Genomic DNA, 17,584 nt, shown 5'->3' on the forward strand with positions numbered 1-17,584 from the left:
TGAAGGGCGCTTTTTTTGTTGCAGCAGATTGCTGTAAGCCATACAACTAAATAATAGAACGAGAAGGCTTGTACGGTACATTGGAGTCTTCGGCGGAGGGGGCTGGGTGGCAGTTTGGACGGACCCCTGAAGCCGCCATGGAGGTCTACATTATATTTATCCAGGAGTTGAAAACGGCTCTTGCGTCAATAGGGAAGCAAATTATAGTAACAGTACATGCCAAGCCGGATCCAATCGGGGACTGGAGCGGTTCTGAAGCTCATGATTATTTTGGGATCGGCCAAGCAGCGGATGCTGTCCGGATAATGGGGTATGACTTTCACTGTTTGGTGGTGAACCCGGTCCAATTGCCCCTGCTGATTGGATTGATAGAGTTCTGGCCTATGCAGTTTCAACAATCCCAAAAAGTAAAATTGTTCTCGGAGTACCGACTTATGGTTACGACTGGCCCCTTGAGCTAGGACAACAGGGCAGAGGAATAACTTATAGCCATGCCATTTCTACAGCCAGACGCTATAATGCGCCAATCATCGAGGATGCTCAACAAGGTCCTCATTTTACCTATACCGAAAATGAAGTCGTCCATGAAGTCTGGTTCATAGATGCTGCTTCTTTTGATACCCTAGCTGAAATTACAAACCAATACCAATGGTGTGGAAGATAATAATGAAAAAACTCAAGCGTATAAACATGGTGACGATGGCCAACTCAGAGAAATTTTTGGTAAAGGCCCAGGAAGTCTATCGTTGGGCAGGTTTAAGCAATTATTATCTAAATAGTTTTAAAAAATAAAATTTTTAAAAAAAGAGGTAACTAAGAATTTATAGAGAATTCTGTTATTGAAAAGGTATTATTACATATTCACCTAAAAGGAGAGAGGCTTATGAGAGGAAGATATTATGTAATTGATAACCGAATCAAAAAATCAAATGATGATTTCAAGGTCAATAGACAAACTGCTGCTGTCATCTATTTAAGGACCCCAAATAACAATATTGCTGTAAAAGAAGGCCAAGAAGACGGAAAAAGAGCGATTATTTCACTGAGTATTATTAGTGCATTCTTTTTGTTCTTTACTTTTATTGTTATGGTTATAAATAATAATGTTTAACTACGCATAATTTAATAAAAGAGTTATTTTAAAGGAGCTATCTAACCACGAAGATGCAATTGCTTTGGTCTTGACGTAAGCTCAATCTCAATGCGCTACAAGATTACGCGTGACTTGGATTATTTAGGGGTAGAGATAGACCTGGAGAAAAACAATGTTATAGTTTTATTTCTACATTTTATTCTAGTCTTGCAGGGTTATGGACGTTGAATTAGACGGCTCATATTCATTCTGTAAGCTTTTTTGTTTGTTCAGATTCAAGTAACAATATGACCTAAACATTGCTCTGGAGAAATACTTCAAGTAAGCTTTTAGTGGATGAAAATAATAAAAATTTAGAAATTTCTATAACGGGAGGGTATTATGGACTGTGCCAACTGTAAGCTTGATAATGTGTGTTACCAGGGAAAAAGCTGCTATGATCAAGGGTATCAACAACCAGAATACAGTGAAGAGGAAAACCGGCAAATATTAGCAACAGCCAGCAGGATCGAAGCGGAACATTATATGAAAATCACCCGCATACAGGAACTGATTAAATTCAGCCAGGAAATGGGTTATCAGACGTTAGGAGTTGGCTTTTGCGTTGGCTTAAGTAAAGAAGTTAAAGAAATTGCTGCAATTTTAGAGAAGTATTTTAAGGTCCATTCCGTATGCTGCAAAGTATGCGGGGTTGATAAAAAGGAGTATGGGATTCCAAATGTCAAACCCGAACGTTACGAAGCTGCCTGCAATCCTGTCGGTCAAGTCAAGTACCTGAATAAACTGGGGACACAGCTTAATATCATCGTTGGGCTTTGTGTTGGCCATGATATGCTGTTTACTAAGTATTCCGAGGCACCGGTGACAACGCTGGTGGTTAAGGATAGAGTACTTGCACATAATCCCTTAGGAGCAATCTATTCTAACTACTGGCGCCGCCAATTATAGGCTGTTATCTGAGGGTGGTATAACATGAGTAAGATTATCGTCACGTCTGCTTATCCGGAACTCACGGTTATGGTAGAAGAATTGGCTCACCAATTAGAGATTGACCTGCATGTCATCGAAGCAGTACTTGAAGAAGCAGTCACTGAGCTCAGCCAAGTATTAGAAAAATACGATTCTGAAGTGATTGTGAGCAGGGGCGCCACGGCTGAACTGCTGCGTCAAAACTTCTCACTGCCTATAGTTTCCCTGGCCCCCAGTGAATTTGATGTTTTTCAAGCCTTAACGAAAGCCTTAACCATCAGCACTCAGATCGGATATTTAAATCATCCCTTGGTCAACGATCAGGATTTTCTCAGTAAAGCTCAAGGAATGCTTGGTCATAAAATCAAGTATTATCCCTATAGCACCATGTCTGAGTTATCCCTGCAGATGGAAAAGGCCCATCATGATGGCTGTGAAGTGGCAGTCGGAGGGGGACTTTGGGGTCTGCGCCTGGCCAACGCCTTTGGGATGGCCGGATCACTGATTTATTCCAGCCGCAGTACTGTAGCTGCTGCACTAAGACAAGCGAGAGAACTAGCTGATTTCCGAGCCCACAAGAGGCGAGAAGAAGAACAGCAGCGCAGGAAAAGCGTGTCCAAGGGGTTAGTGGCTCATTACAATTTTAAGGATTTGGTGGGCTCTGCCTTGAAAGAAACTCTTGTTAAGGCTCAGCGTTTCAGCCAGGTGGAAGGAACGGTTTTAATTTGGGGAGAAAGCGGCACAGGCAAGGAATTGTTTGCTCAAAGTATTCATGCCAATGGTCCGAGACGCAACGGTCCCTTTGTGGCCCTTAATTGTGTTGCCGTTCCCGAGAGTCTATTGGAAAGTGAACTTTTCGGTTATCAAGAGGGAGCATTTACCGGAGCTAAAAAGGGCGGAAAACGTGGTCTTTTTGAATTGGCTCATGAAGGCACTCTATTTCTGGATGAGATTGGAAAAATGTCTCTCAACCTGCAGGCAGGCCTGCTGAGAGTACTCCAAACTAAGGAAGTTCGCCGCCTGGGAGGAGACCGGGTCATTCCGGTGGATGTACGAATTATTGCTGCCAGTAATGAGGATTTGCAGGCTTCTGTTGACGCTGGTCGGTTTCGTTCTGACCTTTACTATCGATTAAATGTTTTAAATTTATTATTGCCTCCTCTGCGTCAGCGGCAGCAAGACATTCCCGAGCTGATTGAGCATACTCTGATAAAATTAACGGCAAAGCTTGGCTACCGACCGGCTTTGTCGAAAGACTTCATGCAGGCATTGCAAGTCTATACGTGGCCAGGAAATGTGCGCCAGCTTGAAAACGTATTAGAACGCTATGCCGTTTTAGTAGGAGAAGGGGAACCACTTAGTGGGCCTGACCTTAGCAATGCTTTTCCGGAACTGCAAAGTGTCCTTGATAATACCCTTGAGCATGATACGGTTTCATCTGGAATTCATCCTTTATCAACAAGTTCTGAGCGGGAACCTCAGACAAGCTTCCCTGAAAATTCGAATAGAGTTCACCAATTGACGGGAGTCAGTGAAGCTGAGGCAACTCCTGGTCTGGAGGACGGAGAGGATATTCGTATCCGCCTGGGTTCTCTGGCGGATATGGAGCTGCAGATCCTTGAGGCGGTTATGAAACACTGTCGAGGAAATAAAAGTAAAGCCGTTCGCTTACTGGAAATCAGCCGAACCACATTATGGAATAAATTGTCTTCCAAATCCTTTAAACTTCATAGTTCAGATTATTAACAGTTAAGAGGGTCGTACAAGCTTCTTATGACCAAAAAGTGAACAGGCAAAATTAATGGAGTCATTAATTGGTTTAAATAATAAACACAGAACACCTCCTTAGGGAGGATTCTGTGTTTATTAACTTGGCATATAAGTTGCATAGATATCAAAATAGTAAGAAAATTCAAAACAGGGAGGGGTTTGAATGAGTCTATCGCTGGAACTCGCTTGTTTTATCAAAGGACTCCGCTTTGCTGATTTGCCCGCTGAGGTTGTTTTAGCCGCCAAAAACGCTTTTTTGGATTGGCTTGGCTCTGCTGCTGCCGGTTCCCAGCGTGAGCCGGGCAGAATCGTATTGTCTGTAGCAGAGGAATTAGGCGGTAAGGCAGAAGCAACCCTTATCAGCACAGGAAGAAAAACTTCATCGATTTTAGCAGCTTTTGTGAATGGTTCGGTTTCCCATATCGTGGAGCTAGATGATGTCCATAAAGCTTCAATAATTCATGCCGGTGCTCCCATTATACCCGCGGCTTTAGCGGCTGCAGAAAAAACTGGGGCTGGCGGACGCGCTTTGATTGAGGGAATAGTGGCCGGTTATGAATCGGCCATCCGTATCGGAGAAGCGGTTACTCCGGCCCACTATCATTACTGGCATACCACGGGAACGGTAGGGACCTTTGGAGCGGCGGCTGCTGCCGGTAAGATTTTAAACCTGAGCGAGAAAGAACTGGTCCATGCTCTTGGTACTGCAGGTACTCAAGCCGCCGGTTTGTGGGAATTCTTGGCGGACGGGGCTATGAGCAAACACCTGCATCCTGGCAAAGCCGCTCTTAATGGCTTATTGGCCGCACTATTGGCCGGTCATGGCTTTACGGGAGCAAGCAAGATTATAGAAGGGGAAAAAGGCTTTGTTCGAGCTACGGCTCAGGAATTTGATTTGAGCAAAATATCCCAGGGTTTGGGACAGAACTATAAAATCCTTGAAAATTGTATCAAAATTCATGCTTCCTGCCGGCATACTCACCCAGCGATTGATTTAGTATTAGAGTTAGTCAAAAAATACGATTTAACACCTGAAAACATCCAAACAATTGTGACCAGAACCTATCCAATAGCTTTAGATTTAACGGGAAATTATGAACCTCATACTTTGTATGCCGCGAAATTCAGTTTGCCATTCTGTGTCGCCCTCGCTGCAAAGCAGCGAAAAGCAGGCTTGAATGATTTTAATCAGCAGACCTTAGTGGATCCTGTGATTCGGGACCTAATGAGCCGAGTTCAACTGATGGAGGATCCGGAAATTACAGCGCTCTATCCTGCCAAATGGCCGGCCTTGGTTGAGATTACAGATTCCGAAGGGAAAATGTTCAGCCAGCGAACAGATTATCCGGCAGGTGACCCGGAAAATCCTGTCAGTCAAAGAGATCTAGAACAAAAATTTAGAGAACTGGCGAGTGCGCACTTTGGAGTAGCCCGTGTGCAAGAATTGGTGCTTCTTATCAGTCAATTAGAAGATTTAAGCAGCCTTTCAGTGTTATTTGCTCGATGAGAGGAGGGGTAAAGATGGTTAAGGTATTTTTTTGGCGTAAAATACATTCCCTGTCCGGAATTATACCCTTGGGAGTTTTTATAATGGTTCATATGTTTATCAACTCTATGGCTGTTCTGGGATCGGACAATTTCAACGGCGGAGTAGCCCTCTTGCATAGTCTTCCCTATCTTTGGTTTTGGGAACTCGTGTTGATCTTTTTGCCCATTGTCTACCATGCAGGTTATGGACTGTGGCTTGTTTGGCAAACCAATAATAATATCCGCAGCTATCCCTACTTTCGCAATGGGTTGTTTTACTGGCAAAGGGTTTCCGCTATTATCACTTTGCTCTTTGTGACCTGGCATGTGGCGGTCCTGCGTTTTTCTGAGGGAATTATCAGCAGTATTAGCTTCGAGTTAGTGATGAAGGCCTTGAACCAACCCATACTACTGGCTCTTTACGTCATTGGTCTGCTGGCAACTTTCAGTCATTTTGCTAATGGCTTATGGTCCTTTCTGGTATCTTGGGGGATTACAGTAGGGGAACAAGCCCAGCGTACAGCAGGGTATTGTTGCTTTGGGGTATTTATCATACTGACGGCTGTAGGGCTTAATGCTCTGCTGGCCTTTGTTTAGAGGAGGGTTGGAGATGAGTGGAAAAGTGATTGTAGTCGGAGGCGGTTTGGCGGGCTTGATGTCCGTGATCAAGCTGGCTGAGCTTGGTCAAAAGGTGGATTTGTTTTCTCTGGTTCCCTGCAAGCGATCTCATTCCGTATGTGCTCAAGGGGGAATCAATGCAGCTGTAAATACAAAAGGGGAAGGAGACTCCACCTGGGAGCATTTTGATGACACGATTTATGGAGGGGACTTCCTTGCCAACCAAACTCCGGTGAAGAATATGATCGAAGCTGCTCCGAGCATCATTTATCTGATGGATCGCATGGGGGTGCAGTTTAACCGGACTCCGGAAGGCTTTTTGGATGTTCGCCGGCTGGGGGGAGCCAAGTATTCCCGGACGGTTTTTGCCGGAGCGACCACCGGGCAGCAGCTGATTTATGCCCTGGATGAACAGGTACGTCGTTATGAGGATGCCGGACTGGTCACGCGCTACGAAGAATGGGAATTGTTATCCCTAGTGCTGGATGAAGGAATCTGCAGGGGAGTTGTTGTCCAGGACTTAAAAAGTCTGGATATCCAGGTTTTTGGCGCGGATGCCGTGATCCTGGCTACAGGGGGGCCGGGAATGATTTATGTGCGTAGTACGAATTCAACTATTAATACCGGATTTGCTGCAGCCTCTGCCTATATGCAAGGGGGCGCTTATGCCAACGGGGAATTTGTTCAAATCCATCCTTCGGCAATTCCCGGGAGGGATAAGCTACGTCTGATGTCGGAGTCCATCCGTGGGGACGGCGGCCGGGTTTGGGTGTACAGAGACGGAAAACCCTGGTATTTCTTAGAGGATTGGTATCCTGCCTATGGCAATATGGTGCCCAGGGATATTGCCACACGGGCTATCTTTAAAGTTTGTGTGGATATGAAGCTGGGGGTGGACGGGGAAAACAAAGTCTATCTGGATATTACTCATTTGGATCCTCAGGAGATTGACCGCAAACTGGAAGGGGTGGTGGACATCTACCAAAAGTTTATCGGAGATGATCCCCGCCAGATACCCATGCAGACCTTTCCGGCAGTGCATTATTCCATGGGAGGGCTATGGGTTGATTACAATCAAATGACTAATATCCCGGGCTTATTTGCTGCGGGAGAGTGTGAGTATCAGTATCACGGTGCCAATCGCTTGGGAGGAAACTCCTTGGTAGCTGCCTTATATGCAGGTATGGTTGCCGGTCCCAAGGCCTTCGAGTATTGCAGCGGGCTTAAGAAGCGGCATGAGGATTTGCCGAAAGCCCTATTTGAAAAAGCGCAAGAGCAGGAAGCGGCCAAACTTACAGCATTATTCGGGATGCAGGGGCCGGAGAATCCCTATCAATTGCATCAAGAGTTGGGAGAGTGGATGGTAGATAATGTCACCGTTGTCCGGGAAAACCAGAGGCTGTGGGCGACAGATCAAAAGATTCAGGAGCTGATGGAGCGTTATCAGAAGATCGGAGTGGGCAGCTCAGGGGCCTGGGGGAATCAGATTGTACCCTTTACCCGCCGCCTGTGGGGGATGCTTACCTTGGCCAGGGTGATTACCTTGGGGGCTTATCACCGCAATGAAAGCCGTGGCGCCCACTACAAGCCTGAGTACCCGGAACGGGATGATGAGAATTGGCTTAAAACTACTAAAGCAGAATGGACGGCTATGGGGCCTCGTTTTAGTTATGAACCCGTAGATACAAGCTTTATTAAACCGCGCAAGCGGCGCTACGATGTGGCGAAAGAGGTGACGGTATAATGACCAAGGAGCCTACGGAGATCAAATTAGTGATTCAACGCCGGTCTAACCCCAAAGCTAATCCCTATTTTGAAGAGTTCTTAATCCCCTATTTTCCCAAGATGAATGTGGTCGCTGCCTTGATGGAGATTCAGAAAAAACCTGTCAATGCCAAAGGTGAGGTTACGACGCCTGTCGTTTGGGACTGCAATTGCCTTGAAGAAGTGTGCGGAGCCTGCACTATGGTGATCAATGGTCAGGCCCGTCAGGCCTGTTCTGCCTTAGTGGATCAGCTGACACAACCTATTCATCTCGCCCCTCTCAGCAAGTTTCCTGTGATTAAAGACCTGGTTGTGGACCGGCAGGTGATGTTTGACAACCTGCGTAAAGTGAAAGCCTGGATTGAAATAGACGGTACTCATGAAATGGGGCCGGGGCCTAAAGTTTCTCAGAAAGTGCAGGAGCAGGCTTACACACTTTCCAAATGTATGACCTGCGGATGCTGTATGGAAGCCTGTCCTAATGTCAATGACAAATCAAAATTCATCGGTCCCGCCCCCATTGCTCAGGTGGATTTGATGAATTCCCATCCCACAGGGGCTTTGCAATCCGAGATGAGGCTGGAGGCTTTGATGGGTGAAGGAGGCATTGCTGATTGCGGCAACGCTCAAAATTGTATTAAAGCCTGCCCGAAAGAAATTCCTCTCACTCGTTCTATAGCTCGTCTGAACCGGGCAACCACTCTGCAGGGGATCAAGAGCTGGTTTAATAAGTAACTCGCCGGCGGGCTTTGGGTCCGTCTGAGAAAGGTGTGATGGTTATGGAACTGCAGCAGTATTTCACAGACGTTCTGATTATCGGTGCCGGCTTAGCGGGTTTAAGTGCTGCCGTGGAAGCTGCAGGTGCCGGGAAAAGGGTAATGATTGCTTGCAAAGGCCGGGTAGGGCGTTCCGGAAATACGGTGATTACTCAAAACAATATGGCGGTTGTTTGGGATGCTTTGCGTACAAATGACTCCATAGAGGGGCATATTGAGGACACCTTGATAGGGGGAGGACATCTCAATGATCCGGACCTTGTCCAAGTACTGGCTGCGGAAGCAGCGGAGAGTATTGGCTGGTTGATGGAGCATGGTGTCCGGTTTCAAAGGGATAAGGAGGATCTTTTAATCAAGGGCTCGCCGGGTCATACCCGGTTTCGCATCATTAGGGCTGTGGGGGTGACAAAATCAAATCGCACCTTGGGCCTGGCCCTTTCTGTCCCATTAGCAGAGAAAGCAGAAGCTCTTGGCGCAGAATTCCTGGAAAGGATCTTAATTGTCAGCTTGCTGGTTGAGGAGGGCCGGGTCTGTGGGGCTATAGGTCTGGATCGAAATAAAGCCGGCCTCAGCCTGATTTGTGCCGGTTCAGTCATTATCGCCGGCGGAGGAGCCGGCGGCCTCTTTCAATTAAGTACAAATGTCCCGGATGTGTGCGGAGACAGCTACGCCTTGGGTTATCAAGCCGGCGCGGCTGTGCGGGATTTAGAATTCATCCAGTTCCATCCGGCTGTTACCGTCTCTACACCTAGGCTGGTGTTCTCTACTTCTCCTTTTGCCGACGGAGCTGTTTTCAGAAACCGCCATGGTGAAGCTTATATGAAACGTTACTCTCCTCAGGGGGATATGGCTACCAGAGATATTATGGCCCGGGCTAATTTTAAAGAAATTGCCGAAGACAGAGGCACGGAGGGGGGCGGTGTCATTGCTGACTTTTCAGCAGTGCCGGCGGAAGTAATGACCAGAAATTATCCGGATATCTGTGGGGCTCTGCAAGGTTCAACAATGATTGAAGTGGCGCCGGCCCAGCATTTTATGAATGGCGGAATTGCAATGGATTCAGAATGCCGCAGTTCAATACCGGGTTTATGGGTATGTGGTGAAGCCGCCGGGGGATTGCATGGAGCTAATCGCTTGGCAGGTAATGCCTTAACAGAAGCAGCTGTATTTGGCAGACGGGCGGGCAGATTAGCGGCTAACGGTTGTAAACAGTCAAGAAGTGTTTGGAGTGTCTCCCTGATAGAGAACTATCTTAAAGAACGCTATGGGAGATGGGCTGATTTAGGGATCTCTGCAGATTTAACCCCAACTAACTCGTGGTCAGAACTCAAGCAGGAATTAAAGCAGTGTATGAGTCTTTACGCCGGAGTGGTTCGTACAGAGAAAGGGCTGGGAAAGGCAAAAGGGAATTTGCTGAGCATTTCAGACCGATTAACTAATTGGCCCTTCAAAAGTTATGGAGATTTGCTTCGTTATTGTGAACTGAAAATGATGCTCCTTGCAGCAAACTTAATTATTAATGCCTGCCTGAAAAGGCCAGTAAGCATGGGATCACACTATCGTGAAGATTAAAAGGAAGGGCAGAAAACCTAATAGAAGCGAAGGAGGATGAAACTTTGGGTAAATTGCTGGAACATCACAGTAAGAAAATAATTGCCGATGCCGGGGTCTTGGTGCCGAGGAACTGTGTGGTTCGGAACCCGGAGGAAGCGGCTGAGAAAGCTCAGGAGATTGGTTGTCAAGTTGTTTTAAAGGCTTTGGTTCCCGTTGGTAAACGAGGAAAAGCCGGAGCCATAAAATTCGCAGCCAACCCTGTGGAGGCTGCAGCCCGCTGTCAAGAGCTGTTAGGGATGACGGTAAGTCATTTCCCAGTGGAAAAAGTATTAGTTGAGGAGAAACTCTCCATTGCGCAGGAGTGGTATCTGTCCATAACAATTGATAAAAAAGCTCAGGCTCCCGTGGTTATAGCCAGTTTGGAAGGCGGTGTGGATGTAGAAATATTGAGCAGGGAGCATCCTGAAAAAGTTATCACCCATCTTATTGATCCTGTTCTTGGCATGGCAGATTTTGAGGCTAAAGAAATTTGGGCGGAACTTGGTTTGAATGGCAAAGCTTTAACTCTTGCAACTCAGACTTTGATACGGTTAGTACGGGTGTTTCTGGAAAAGGATGCCTCAATTTTAGAAATCAATCCTTTAGTCTTAACGGAAAGTGGAGAGGTTGCTGCAGCAGCATCTGTGATGAGCATTGATGACAGTGCCATGTACCGGCACCCAGAATTAGCGGGTATGGTTCAGTTAGGCAGTGAACGGACCTGGCGCCCTCAAACTGTACTGGAAAAGCTGATGGTGGAGGTTAACGAGGCTGATCCCTACCGGGGGACAGCCCGCTATACGGAGATGGATGGCGGAGATATTGGTTTTTTATGCGGCGGGGGAGGAGGCAGCTTGCTGTCCTTTGATGCCTTAGTTTCCTTTGGAGGCAGGCCGGCCAATTATAGTGAAGTCGGAGGAAATCCACCGGAGCGAAAAGTTTACGGCATTACCAAAGGAATACTTTCGAAACCGGGGGTTAAGGGATTATTTGTTGCCCACAATATCACGAATAACACTCAAGTAGACGTGATGGCCAGGGGGGTAGTTCAAGCTTTAAAGGATTTAGGCATCGATCCCAATACCTTTCCTGTGATCGTAAGAGAAGCAGGAGTTAATGATGGGGCTGCCAAGGAAATCTTTACGGCTGCCGGGATTGAGTATTTTGGGGATGAGGCTAGTATAACTGAGGCTGCCGGGCGTATGGTGGAACGTATGAAGAGTCTGGCCGCTGCAGAAGGAGGAGAGTAAATCGTGTCTATATTGCTTGACAAAGAATCCAGGATTGCCATCCAAGGAATAACGGGGCGAGAGGCAGCTATGGTCACTCGACACAGTTTAGATTATGGAACGAGGATCTTAGCCGGGGTGACTCCAGGAAAAGAGGGACAGGATGTTCACGGAATTCCCGTCTATAATACCTTAAAAAAAGCTGTCCGAATCCACGATATCAATACAACCGTGGTTTATGTTCCCCCGGCCTTTGTCTATGATGCTGTACTGGAAGCCATATCATCAGGTATCAGACTGGTGATTATCGCTACGGAAAACGTTCCCCAACTGGATGCCATGAAATTTTTAGCCAGAGCCAGACAGGCGAATGTGCGGGTAATTGGTCCAAATTCTGTGGGAATGATCACCCCTAAGGATCGAGTTAAAGTTGGAGCTATCGGAGGAGACAATGTTGAACGGTGCTTTGTACCCGGGCGAATCGGGGTGATTTCCCGCAGCGGCGGAATGACGGCAGAAAGTTCCTGGATGGTAAAAAGGGCCGGTTTCGGAGTGAGTACCTCCATCAGTATTGGGGGGGATGCTCTGATTGGAACCTCGATTAAAGATATATTGTTGCTGTTTCAGACAGACACTGAAACAGATGCGGTTGTCACCTTTTCTGAACCCGGTACCCATTTTGAAGAAGAAGCTGCTGAACTACTAGCCGGCGGCGGATTTACTAAGCCTTTATTTTCCTTTATAGCCGGACGTTTTACGGAGAGTATGCCGGAAGGTACGGTCTTTGGTCATGCCGGGGCCATGATTTCCGGAGGGGCAGGCAAACCCTCTCAAAAGATGGAGAAACTGCGTTTAGCGGGGGCCCATGTCCTGGATCGTTTTGATGATTTAACAATATTAATGAAGAACATCTTGGGATGACCCACATAAAAAAGCAGCAATAAACTTTAAGTTTATTGCTGCCCAAAAGAAGGACTTTCAAGGGAATAAGATGATTTAAAACTGAGATTAGAGCATGAACAACATTTCGGCATAAGTTGGCAGTGGCCATAACTCCGCGTCAATGAAGGACTCAAGCTTATCTCCGTCAGCTCTGAGAGTGCCCATAGCTTTGAAGACAACATCTCGGTAATAAACACTGTGAGCGTAGGAGTCATCGCCATGATCAGCAGCTTCTTGGACTGCATTTTCAAGGACAGTCAGGTTAGCTTTGAAAGAAGCTAAGGTTGCTCCTAAATCGATCAGGAGATTTTCTTGGACAGAAACGTCCACTGCACTGGAAGCTGTTTTAATGGCATTGATTGAATTAGCTAATTGAGTAGAATACTTGATTGCAGCGGGAATAATTTTATGCTTAGCCATATCGATCATGGTCAGAGCTTCGATATTGATTTGTTTGGAGTATTGCTCCATGTTGATTTCATAGCGGGATTCCAGCTCTGTTTTATTTAATACTTGATGTTTTTCATAAAGTTGGACCGTGGATTCACGCATAAGAACCAGAGAGGCATCAACAGTGGAGGTAATATTGGGAAGGCCGCGTTTAGCAGCTTCTTCTACCCATTCGTCGGAATAGCCGTTACCGTCAAAGAGGATGCGGCTATGATTCGTAGCAGTTTCTTTCAGGAGAGCACGAAGTTCTTTATCAAAATCAGAAGCTTGCTCAAGGCGATCCGCAAATTGGGAGAATACTTCAGCAAATATGGTATTGAGTACTACGTTAGGACCGGAAATGGATTGAGCCGAGGACACCATTCTGAATTCGAACTTATTACCGGTGAAGGCGAAGGGTGAGGTACGATTCCGGTCGGTGGAGTCTTTAGCAAGGGCAGGCAGAGTAATGACGCCGCTTGCTAACTCGCCGCCTTGAAGGGAGCGAGTAACCCCACCATTTTGCAGCTGCTTGAAAATATCCGAGAGTTGGTCGCCTAAGAAAATGGAGATAATGGCCGGAGGGGCTTCATTAGCACCAAGACGGTGGTCATTTCCCGGGGTAGCTGCAGAGAGACGGAGTAATTCGGCATAATCATCGACGGCTTTAATAATACCACACAAGAATGTCAGGAATTGAACATTTTCGTGTGGAGTATTACCAGGGTCTAAGAGATTAAGGCCATCGTTGGTTGACATTGACCAGTTGTTATGCTTTCCTGAACCGTTAACACCGGCGAAAGGTTTTTCATGAAGCAAGCAAACCATATCATGGCGCAAAGCGACCTTTTTCAGTGTGTCCATGGTCAATTGATTGTGGTCAGTGGAAATGTTGGTTGTTGCAAAAATTGGGGCTATTTCAAATTGTCCGGGTGCTACTTCATTATGCTGAGTCTTGGCCAGAACTCCAAGCTTCCATAATTCAACATTAACATCATGCATAAAGGCGGCAACCCGGGTTTTTATGCTTCCAAAATAATGGTCTTCTAATTCTTGACCTTTAGCGGACATGGCACCAAAAAGAGTGCGGCCGGTGAGCATAAGGTCCATGCGTTGATCAAAGAACTTTTTGTCAACGAGGAAATACTCTTGCTCAGCACCAACAGTACTGGTGACACTGGTGGATGTGGTATTGCCAAAGAGTCTTAAAATACGCAGTGCTTGTTTAGAAAGGGCTTGCATAGAACGCAGTAACGGAGTTTTCTTGTCTAAGGCTTCTCCTGTATAGGAGCAAAAAGCTGTAGGAATACATAAGGTCAAAACACCGCCGTCTTCTTTAAGAAAAGCAGGGGAAGTGCAGTCCCAGGCTGTGTAGCCTCTGGCTTCAAAGGTTGCACGAATTCCGCCGCTGGGGAAGGAAGAAGCATCAGGCTCGCCTTTAATTAACTCTTTGCCGGAAAATTCCATAATAACACGGCCATCACTGGTTGGAGAGATAAATGAATCATGTTTTTCCGCAGTGATGCCGGTGAGAGGCTGAAACCAATGGGTATAGTGAGTAGCTCCTTTTTCAATTGCCCAATCTTTGATACTATTGGCGACAACTTCTGCTACATCGGGGTCAAGAGGTAGGCTGTCTCTGATAGTTTTAGTTAAGGATTTGTAAGTAGCCTTAGGCAGACGCTCCTTCATTACTGCGTCATTAAAGACGTTTTCTCCAAAAATGTCCATTGATGTTTGCCCCTTTCTTCATTAAAAGCTGTTGGTTTTTGAAAAAAAACAAAAAAACGCTCCCTTAAAGATTAGTTCTTTAATCTTCAATGAGCGCCATTGCTCTAATTTGAATCTGGTATAAACTTAACATTTTCTTGATCACTTGACAAGAGAAAAATGTCTATGTATACAGTATAAAATTTGAAGATATTTGTGGTTATTTATTAGAAGGGATTTTAATAAGATTAACGAATTAAAAGTATATTCAGACATTTTGTTTAGGGGGATAGTTCATGAAGATACCCCATCTGAAATTGGGAACCCAAATTGCTATCCTCTCCTTTATTTTAGTGTTGCTATCTGTTCTTATTGCCGGGGTTGTTATTGTCAATCGTATTTCAGGCAAGATGGAACAAGAAATTGGCTCACGAGCAATGGCGATTGCTCGTACTGTGGCACAGCTGCAAGAGGTTCAAGAAAATTTAAGTAAGGAAGAAGGTTCAAAAAAAATTCAGCCGCTGGCAGAGCGAATTCGTATTGCTACAGGTGTAGAATATATTGTCATCTTTAATATGGAGAGAATTCGTTATTCACACCCCTATCTGGACCGGGTCGGAACAGTTTTTAATGATGGGGATGAGGGACCGGCCCTGCAAAGAAAAGAATATCTTTCCCAAGCGGTAGGAGTCTTAGGGCCGTCTATTCGGGCCTTTGTGCCGGTTCTGACGGATGAAGGCACTCGTCAAGTCGGCGTGGTTGCCGTCGGAATTCTTGTTCCTACCATTCGGGATATTATCAGTACCTTGAGAATACAACTTTATTCTTCTTTATTAGTTGGTTTAGCTCTGGGAGTGGCCGGGTCCTTTTATTTAGCCAGAAATATTAAGAAAAACATGTTTTCCCTGGAACCTGAAGAGATTGCCCGAATGTTAGAAGAACGGGTAGCTATCTTTCAAGCCATGGATGAAGGAGTAGTGGCCCTGGATATTAATCAGCGGATTACCGTCATTAATGAAAAAGCTTGCCGTATCGCTGGAATCACGAAGACTGTTCTGGGTGCTCCTTTATACGATCTTGAAGAATTCAAGGTTTTTGCCGAATTACAAAAGGGGAGAGATCCTGCGGAAACAACGGAACTTCGCTTAGGCCAAACTTGGGTACTTATCAATTTTATGCCTGTTAAGGTAAAGGAACAAGTCGTGGGACAAGTGATAACTATTAAGGATAAGACGGAAGTTCGTAAAATGGCTGAGGAATTAACAGGTGTAAAAACATTTATTGAAGCTTTAAGAGTTCAAAATCATGAGTCATTAAATAAATTGCACACTATCGCCGGGCTGATTCAGTTAAATAAGGTCCAGGATGCCATGGAATATGTCTATAAAGTAACGGAGGAGCAGCAGGAAGTTACTAAGTTTCTCAGTAAAAAGATTAGGCATCCCAGTGTGGCAGGATTGATGTTGGGAAAATATAACCGTGGCAAAGAACTTAAAGTAGAAGTCATTTTTGATGAAGATTCAAGTCTGGGAGATCTTCCGGAGAGCCTGGACAGCAACACTCTTACAATTATCTTGGGAAATTTGCTGGAAAATGCCATGGAAGCGGTTGTGGGCAAAGAGCTATGTGAGGTGCATTGCCGGATCAAACAAGAAGAAACAGAGCTGGTGATCAGTATCGAGGATACTGGGGCAGGAATTGCTCCTGATGACGAAGCTAAAGTATTTCAGTGGGGATTTTCTACAAAAGGGACTGAGAATCGAGGGATTGGTCTGCCTTTAGTTAAACAAACAGTGGAAAGGCTGGGTGGAACGATTGATTTGGAATCCGGAAAGTGGGGGACTCGCTTTGGAGTCAGAATTCCCCTAAGTCAAGTACACAATGTCTGAGAATTTCAGCAAAGCAGCGGAAGGAGAGTGAGATGATGAATCCAATTGACTTAGTCCTGGTGGAGGATGATCCCATGGTAATGGAAGTCAATGCAGGATTTATTAAGAAAATAGGTGGCTTTAAAATTTGTGGCATAGCAAAGACAGGGAAAAAGGCGCTGGAAATTATTCGAGAGCTCAGGCCGCGTTTAGTAATTTTAGATATCTACTTGCCGGATTTAAGCGGCATTCAGATTTTACAAGAAATTCGAAAACTAGGAATACCAACGGATATCATTTTGATCACAGCAGCCCAGGATGTGGAGACCGTTCAAGCGGGCCTGCGTTTTGGCGTGGTGGATTATATTATTAAACCCTTTAAATTTGAACGAATCAGTTCAGCCTTAAATCATTATTTAACCTATGCTGAGCAATTTAAAAATCGCGGGGAATTAAATCAAGAGGATTTAGATCGTTTGGTAAAAATTCTCCCTGTCACTGAAAACCAAAAGAGCAGGGAGCGAGAAGAATTGCCTAAAGGATTGAGAGAAATCACCCTTCAACAGGTCTATAATTTTCTCAAAGCAAGCAAAATTGGGCTTTCTGCAGAAGAAGTAGCGATAGGAGCCGGCTTGGCAAGAGTCACTGCCCGCCGTTATTTAGAATACCTGGAAAAGATAAATAGGGTTACCCTGGAAACTCAATATGGATCCGTGGGCAGACCCATCAATAAATATAAGGCATTGCTGTAAAGAGAGTGGCAATAGTAAGTTTAAAGCTCCTAAAGTGAAAAGGTGCCTGGAAACAGTTTTTAGAAGCTGTTTCCAGGCATCTTTTTATCTGATGGTGCTGCGATAGCTACCCTGAAAAATTTATTCCTTAAAAAATGGATGCCCCTAAAATCATTCTGAAGAATCCATAGACCCGAAAGTCAGGGCAGCTTCGTCCACAGGAGAGAACCCATTGCATGGAGAGGCGGTAAAAGCCCACAAAGCGGCTGCGGGGAATGCGGAGCCTGGTTCACTCCAGGTACTACCCAGAGGTTTGGCGTAGCTCCCGCAGCCGCGAGGGGACGAGCTCGGAATGCTGCGGTGAGCGGATGTGGCGAAGCTGCCCGACCCGGGAGCACTCTGTTTTTCGTCATCTGCTGGTGCTGTGTATGCTATATGAGGCTAGTATCTAGCGGCCGCCTGCGGATTTTCAATTCGACCAATAAGACCAAAAACATCAAAAGGACCAAAATATAGAGAATAATCAGAAAATATATTAAAATTAAAATATTCAAATATAAAATTA

At 45.6% G+C, this 17,584-nt stretch carries 15 protein-coding genes; 14 read left to right on the forward strand and 1 reads right to left on the reverse strand.

All coding sequences use genetic code 11. From position 1 onward, the window contains the following. Positions 1-68: 68 nt before the first annotated feature. The 12 genes from DESOR_RS30155 (at position 69) to DESOR_RS08215 (ending at position 12,260) form a co-directional block, all read left to right on the forward strand. A complete protein-coding gene (locus tag DESOR_RS30155; RefSeq protein WP_242832471.1) occupies positions 69-461 on the forward strand; it encodes a hypothetical protein in 393 nt (130 codons plus the stop codon). 205 nt (positions 462-666) lie between these two features. Then, the gene (locus tag DESOR_RS30560; RefSeq protein WP_282434402.1) at positions 667-792 is read left to right on the forward strand and encodes a hypothetical protein; all 126 of its coding nucleotides are present in this window, start codon (positions 667-669) and stop codon (positions 790-792) included. 91 nt (positions 793-883) lie between these two features. Then, on the forward strand, positions 884-1,111 hold the full coding sequence (locus DESOR_RS08170; RefSeq protein WP_014184130.1) for a hypothetical protein: 228 nt from the start codon (positions 884-886) through the stop codon (positions 1,109-1,111). Positions 1,112-1,474: 363 nt separating this feature from the next. Then, a complete protein-coding gene (locus DESOR_RS08175; protein WP_014184131.1) occupies positions 1,475-2,041 on the forward strand; it encodes a DUF1847 domain-containing protein in 567 nt (188 codons plus the stop codon). A 24-nt stretch (positions 2,042-2,065) separates the two neighbouring features. After that, a complete protein-coding gene (locus DESOR_RS08180; RefSeq protein ID WP_014184132.1) occupies positions 2,066-3,808 on the forward strand; it encodes a sigma-54-dependent Fis family transcriptional regulator in 1,743 nt (580 codons plus the stop codon). Positions 3,809-3,995: 187 nt separating this feature from the next. Further along, the gene (locus tag DESOR_RS08185) at positions 3,996-5,339 is read left to right on the forward strand and encodes an MmgE/PrpD family protein (RefSeq protein WP_014184133.1); all 1,344 of its coding nucleotides are present in this window, start codon (positions 3,996-3,998) and stop codon (positions 5,337-5,339) included. Between the two features lie 14 nt (positions 5,340-5,353). Further along, entirely contained in the window at positions 5,354-5,956 is a 603-nt protein-coding gene (locus DESOR_RS08190) for a succinate dehydrogenase/fumarate reductase transmembrane subunit (RefSeq protein ID WP_014184134.1), read from the forward strand. A 13-nt stretch (positions 5,957-5,969) separates the two neighbouring features. Next, positions 5,970-7,721, forward strand: coding sequence for a succinate dehydrogenase flavoprotein subunit (gene sdhA / locus DESOR_RS08195; protein WP_014184135.1), 1,752 nt, complete (start codon positions 5,970-5,972; stop codon positions 7,719-7,721). Continuing rightward, positions 7,721-8,476, forward strand: coding sequence for a succinate dehydrogenase iron-sulfur subunit (sdhB, locus tag DESOR_RS08200; RefSeq protein ID WP_014184136.1), 756 nt, complete (start codon positions 7,721-7,723; stop codon positions 8,474-8,476). The genes sdhA and sdhB overlap by 1 nt, the downstream gene beginning before the upstream one ends. 38 nt (positions 8,477-8,514) lie before the next feature. Then, positions 8,515-10,089: an FAD-dependent oxidoreductase gene (locus DESOR_RS08205; protein WP_014184137.1), complete on the forward strand. Its 1,575-nt coding sequence runs from the start codon at positions 8,515-8,517 to the stop codon at positions 10,087-10,089. A 44-nt stretch (positions 10,090-10,133) separates the two neighbouring features. Beyond that, entirely contained in the window at positions 10,134-11,360 is a 1,227-nt protein-coding gene (locus tag DESOR_RS08210; protein WP_014184138.1) for a succinate--CoA ligase subunit beta, read from the forward strand. Positions 11,361-11,363: 3 nt separating this feature from the next. Further along, on the forward strand, positions 11,364-12,260 hold the full coding sequence (locus DESOR_RS08215; RefSeq protein WP_014184139.1) for a succinate--CoA ligase subunit alpha: 897 nt from the start codon (positions 11,364-11,366) through the stop codon (positions 12,258-12,260). Between the two features lie 87 nt (positions 12,261-12,347). On the opposite strand, the gene DESOR_RS08220 is transcribed toward DESOR_RS08215, so the two are convergent. Beyond that, complete coding sequence (locus DESOR_RS08220) at positions 12,348-14,441, reverse strand: glutamine synthetase III family protein (protein WP_014184140.1); 2,094 nt, start codon at positions 14,439-14,441, stop codon at positions 12,348-12,350. A gap of 275 nt (positions 14,442-14,716) precedes the next feature. Here DESOR_RS08220 and DESOR_RS08225 point away from each other — a divergent pair, with 275 nt between their 5' ends. Then, a complete protein-coding gene (locus DESOR_RS08225; protein ID WP_014184141.1) occupies positions 14,717-16,309 on the forward strand; it encodes an ATP-binding protein in 1,593 nt (530 codons plus the stop codon). A gap of 35 nt (positions 16,310-16,344) precedes the next feature. Then, the gene (locus DESOR_RS08230) at positions 16,345-17,040 is read left to right on the forward strand and encodes a response regulator (RefSeq protein ID WP_014184142.1); all 696 of its coding nucleotides are present in this window, start codon (positions 16,345-16,347) and stop codon (positions 17,038-17,040) included. Positions 17,041-17,584 lie beyond the last annotated feature (544 nt).

Source organism: Desulfosporosinus orientis DSM 765 (assembly GCF_000235605.1).
In the GTDB taxonomy this organism is placed as follows: domain Bacteria; phylum Bacillota; class Desulfitobacteriia; order Desulfitobacteriales; family Desulfitobacteriaceae; genus Desulfosporosinus; species Desulfosporosinus orientis.

Excerpts from the sequence above, each read along its gene's own strand:
- DESOR_RS30560 (WP_282434402.1), top strand. The coding sequence starts at position 667 with ATGAAAAAACTCAAGCGTATAAACATGGTGACGATGGCCAACTCAGAG.
- DESOR_RS08170 (WP_014184130.1), top strand. The coding sequence starts at position 884 with ATGAGAGGAAGATATTATGTAATTGATAACCGAATCAAAAAATCAAAT.
- DESOR_RS08175 (WP_014184131.1), top strand. The coding sequence starts at position 1,475 with ATGGACTGTGCCAACTGTAAGCTTGATAATGTGTGTTACCAGGGAAAA.
- DESOR_RS08180 (WP_014184132.1), top strand. The coding sequence starts at position 2,066 with ATGAGTAAGATTATCGTCACGTCTGCTTATCCGGAACTCACGGTTATG.
- DESOR_RS08185 (WP_014184133.1), top strand. The coding sequence starts at position 3,996 with ATGAGTCTATCGCTGGAACTCGCTTGTTTTATCAAAGGACTCCGCTTT.
- DESOR_RS08190 (WP_014184134.1), top strand. The coding sequence starts at position 5,354 with ATGGTTAAGGTATTTTTTTGGCGTAAAATACATTCCCTGTCCGGAATT.
- sdhA (WP_014184135.1), top strand. The coding sequence starts at position 5,970 with ATGAGTGGAAAAGTGATTGTAGTCGGAGGCGGTTTGGCGGGCTTGATG.
- sdhB (WP_014184136.1), top strand. The coding sequence starts at position 7,721 with ATGACCAAGGAGCCTACGGAGATCAAATTAGTGATTCAACGCCGGTCT.
- DESOR_RS08205 (WP_014184137.1), top strand. The coding sequence starts at position 8,515 with ATGGTTATGGAACTGCAGCAGTATTTCACAGACGTTCTGATTATCGGT.
- DESOR_RS08220 (WP_014184140.1), bottom strand. The coding sequence starts at position 14,441 with ATGGACATTTTTGGAGAAAACGTCTTTAATGACGCAGTAATGAAGGAG.
- DESOR_RS08225 (WP_014184141.1), top strand. The coding sequence starts at position 14,717 with ATGAAGATACCCCATCTGAAATTGGGAACCCAAATTGCTATCCTCTCC.
- DESOR_RS08230 (WP_014184142.1), top strand. The coding sequence starts at position 16,345 with ATGAATCCAATTGACTTAGTCCTGGTGGAGGATGATCCCATGGTAATG.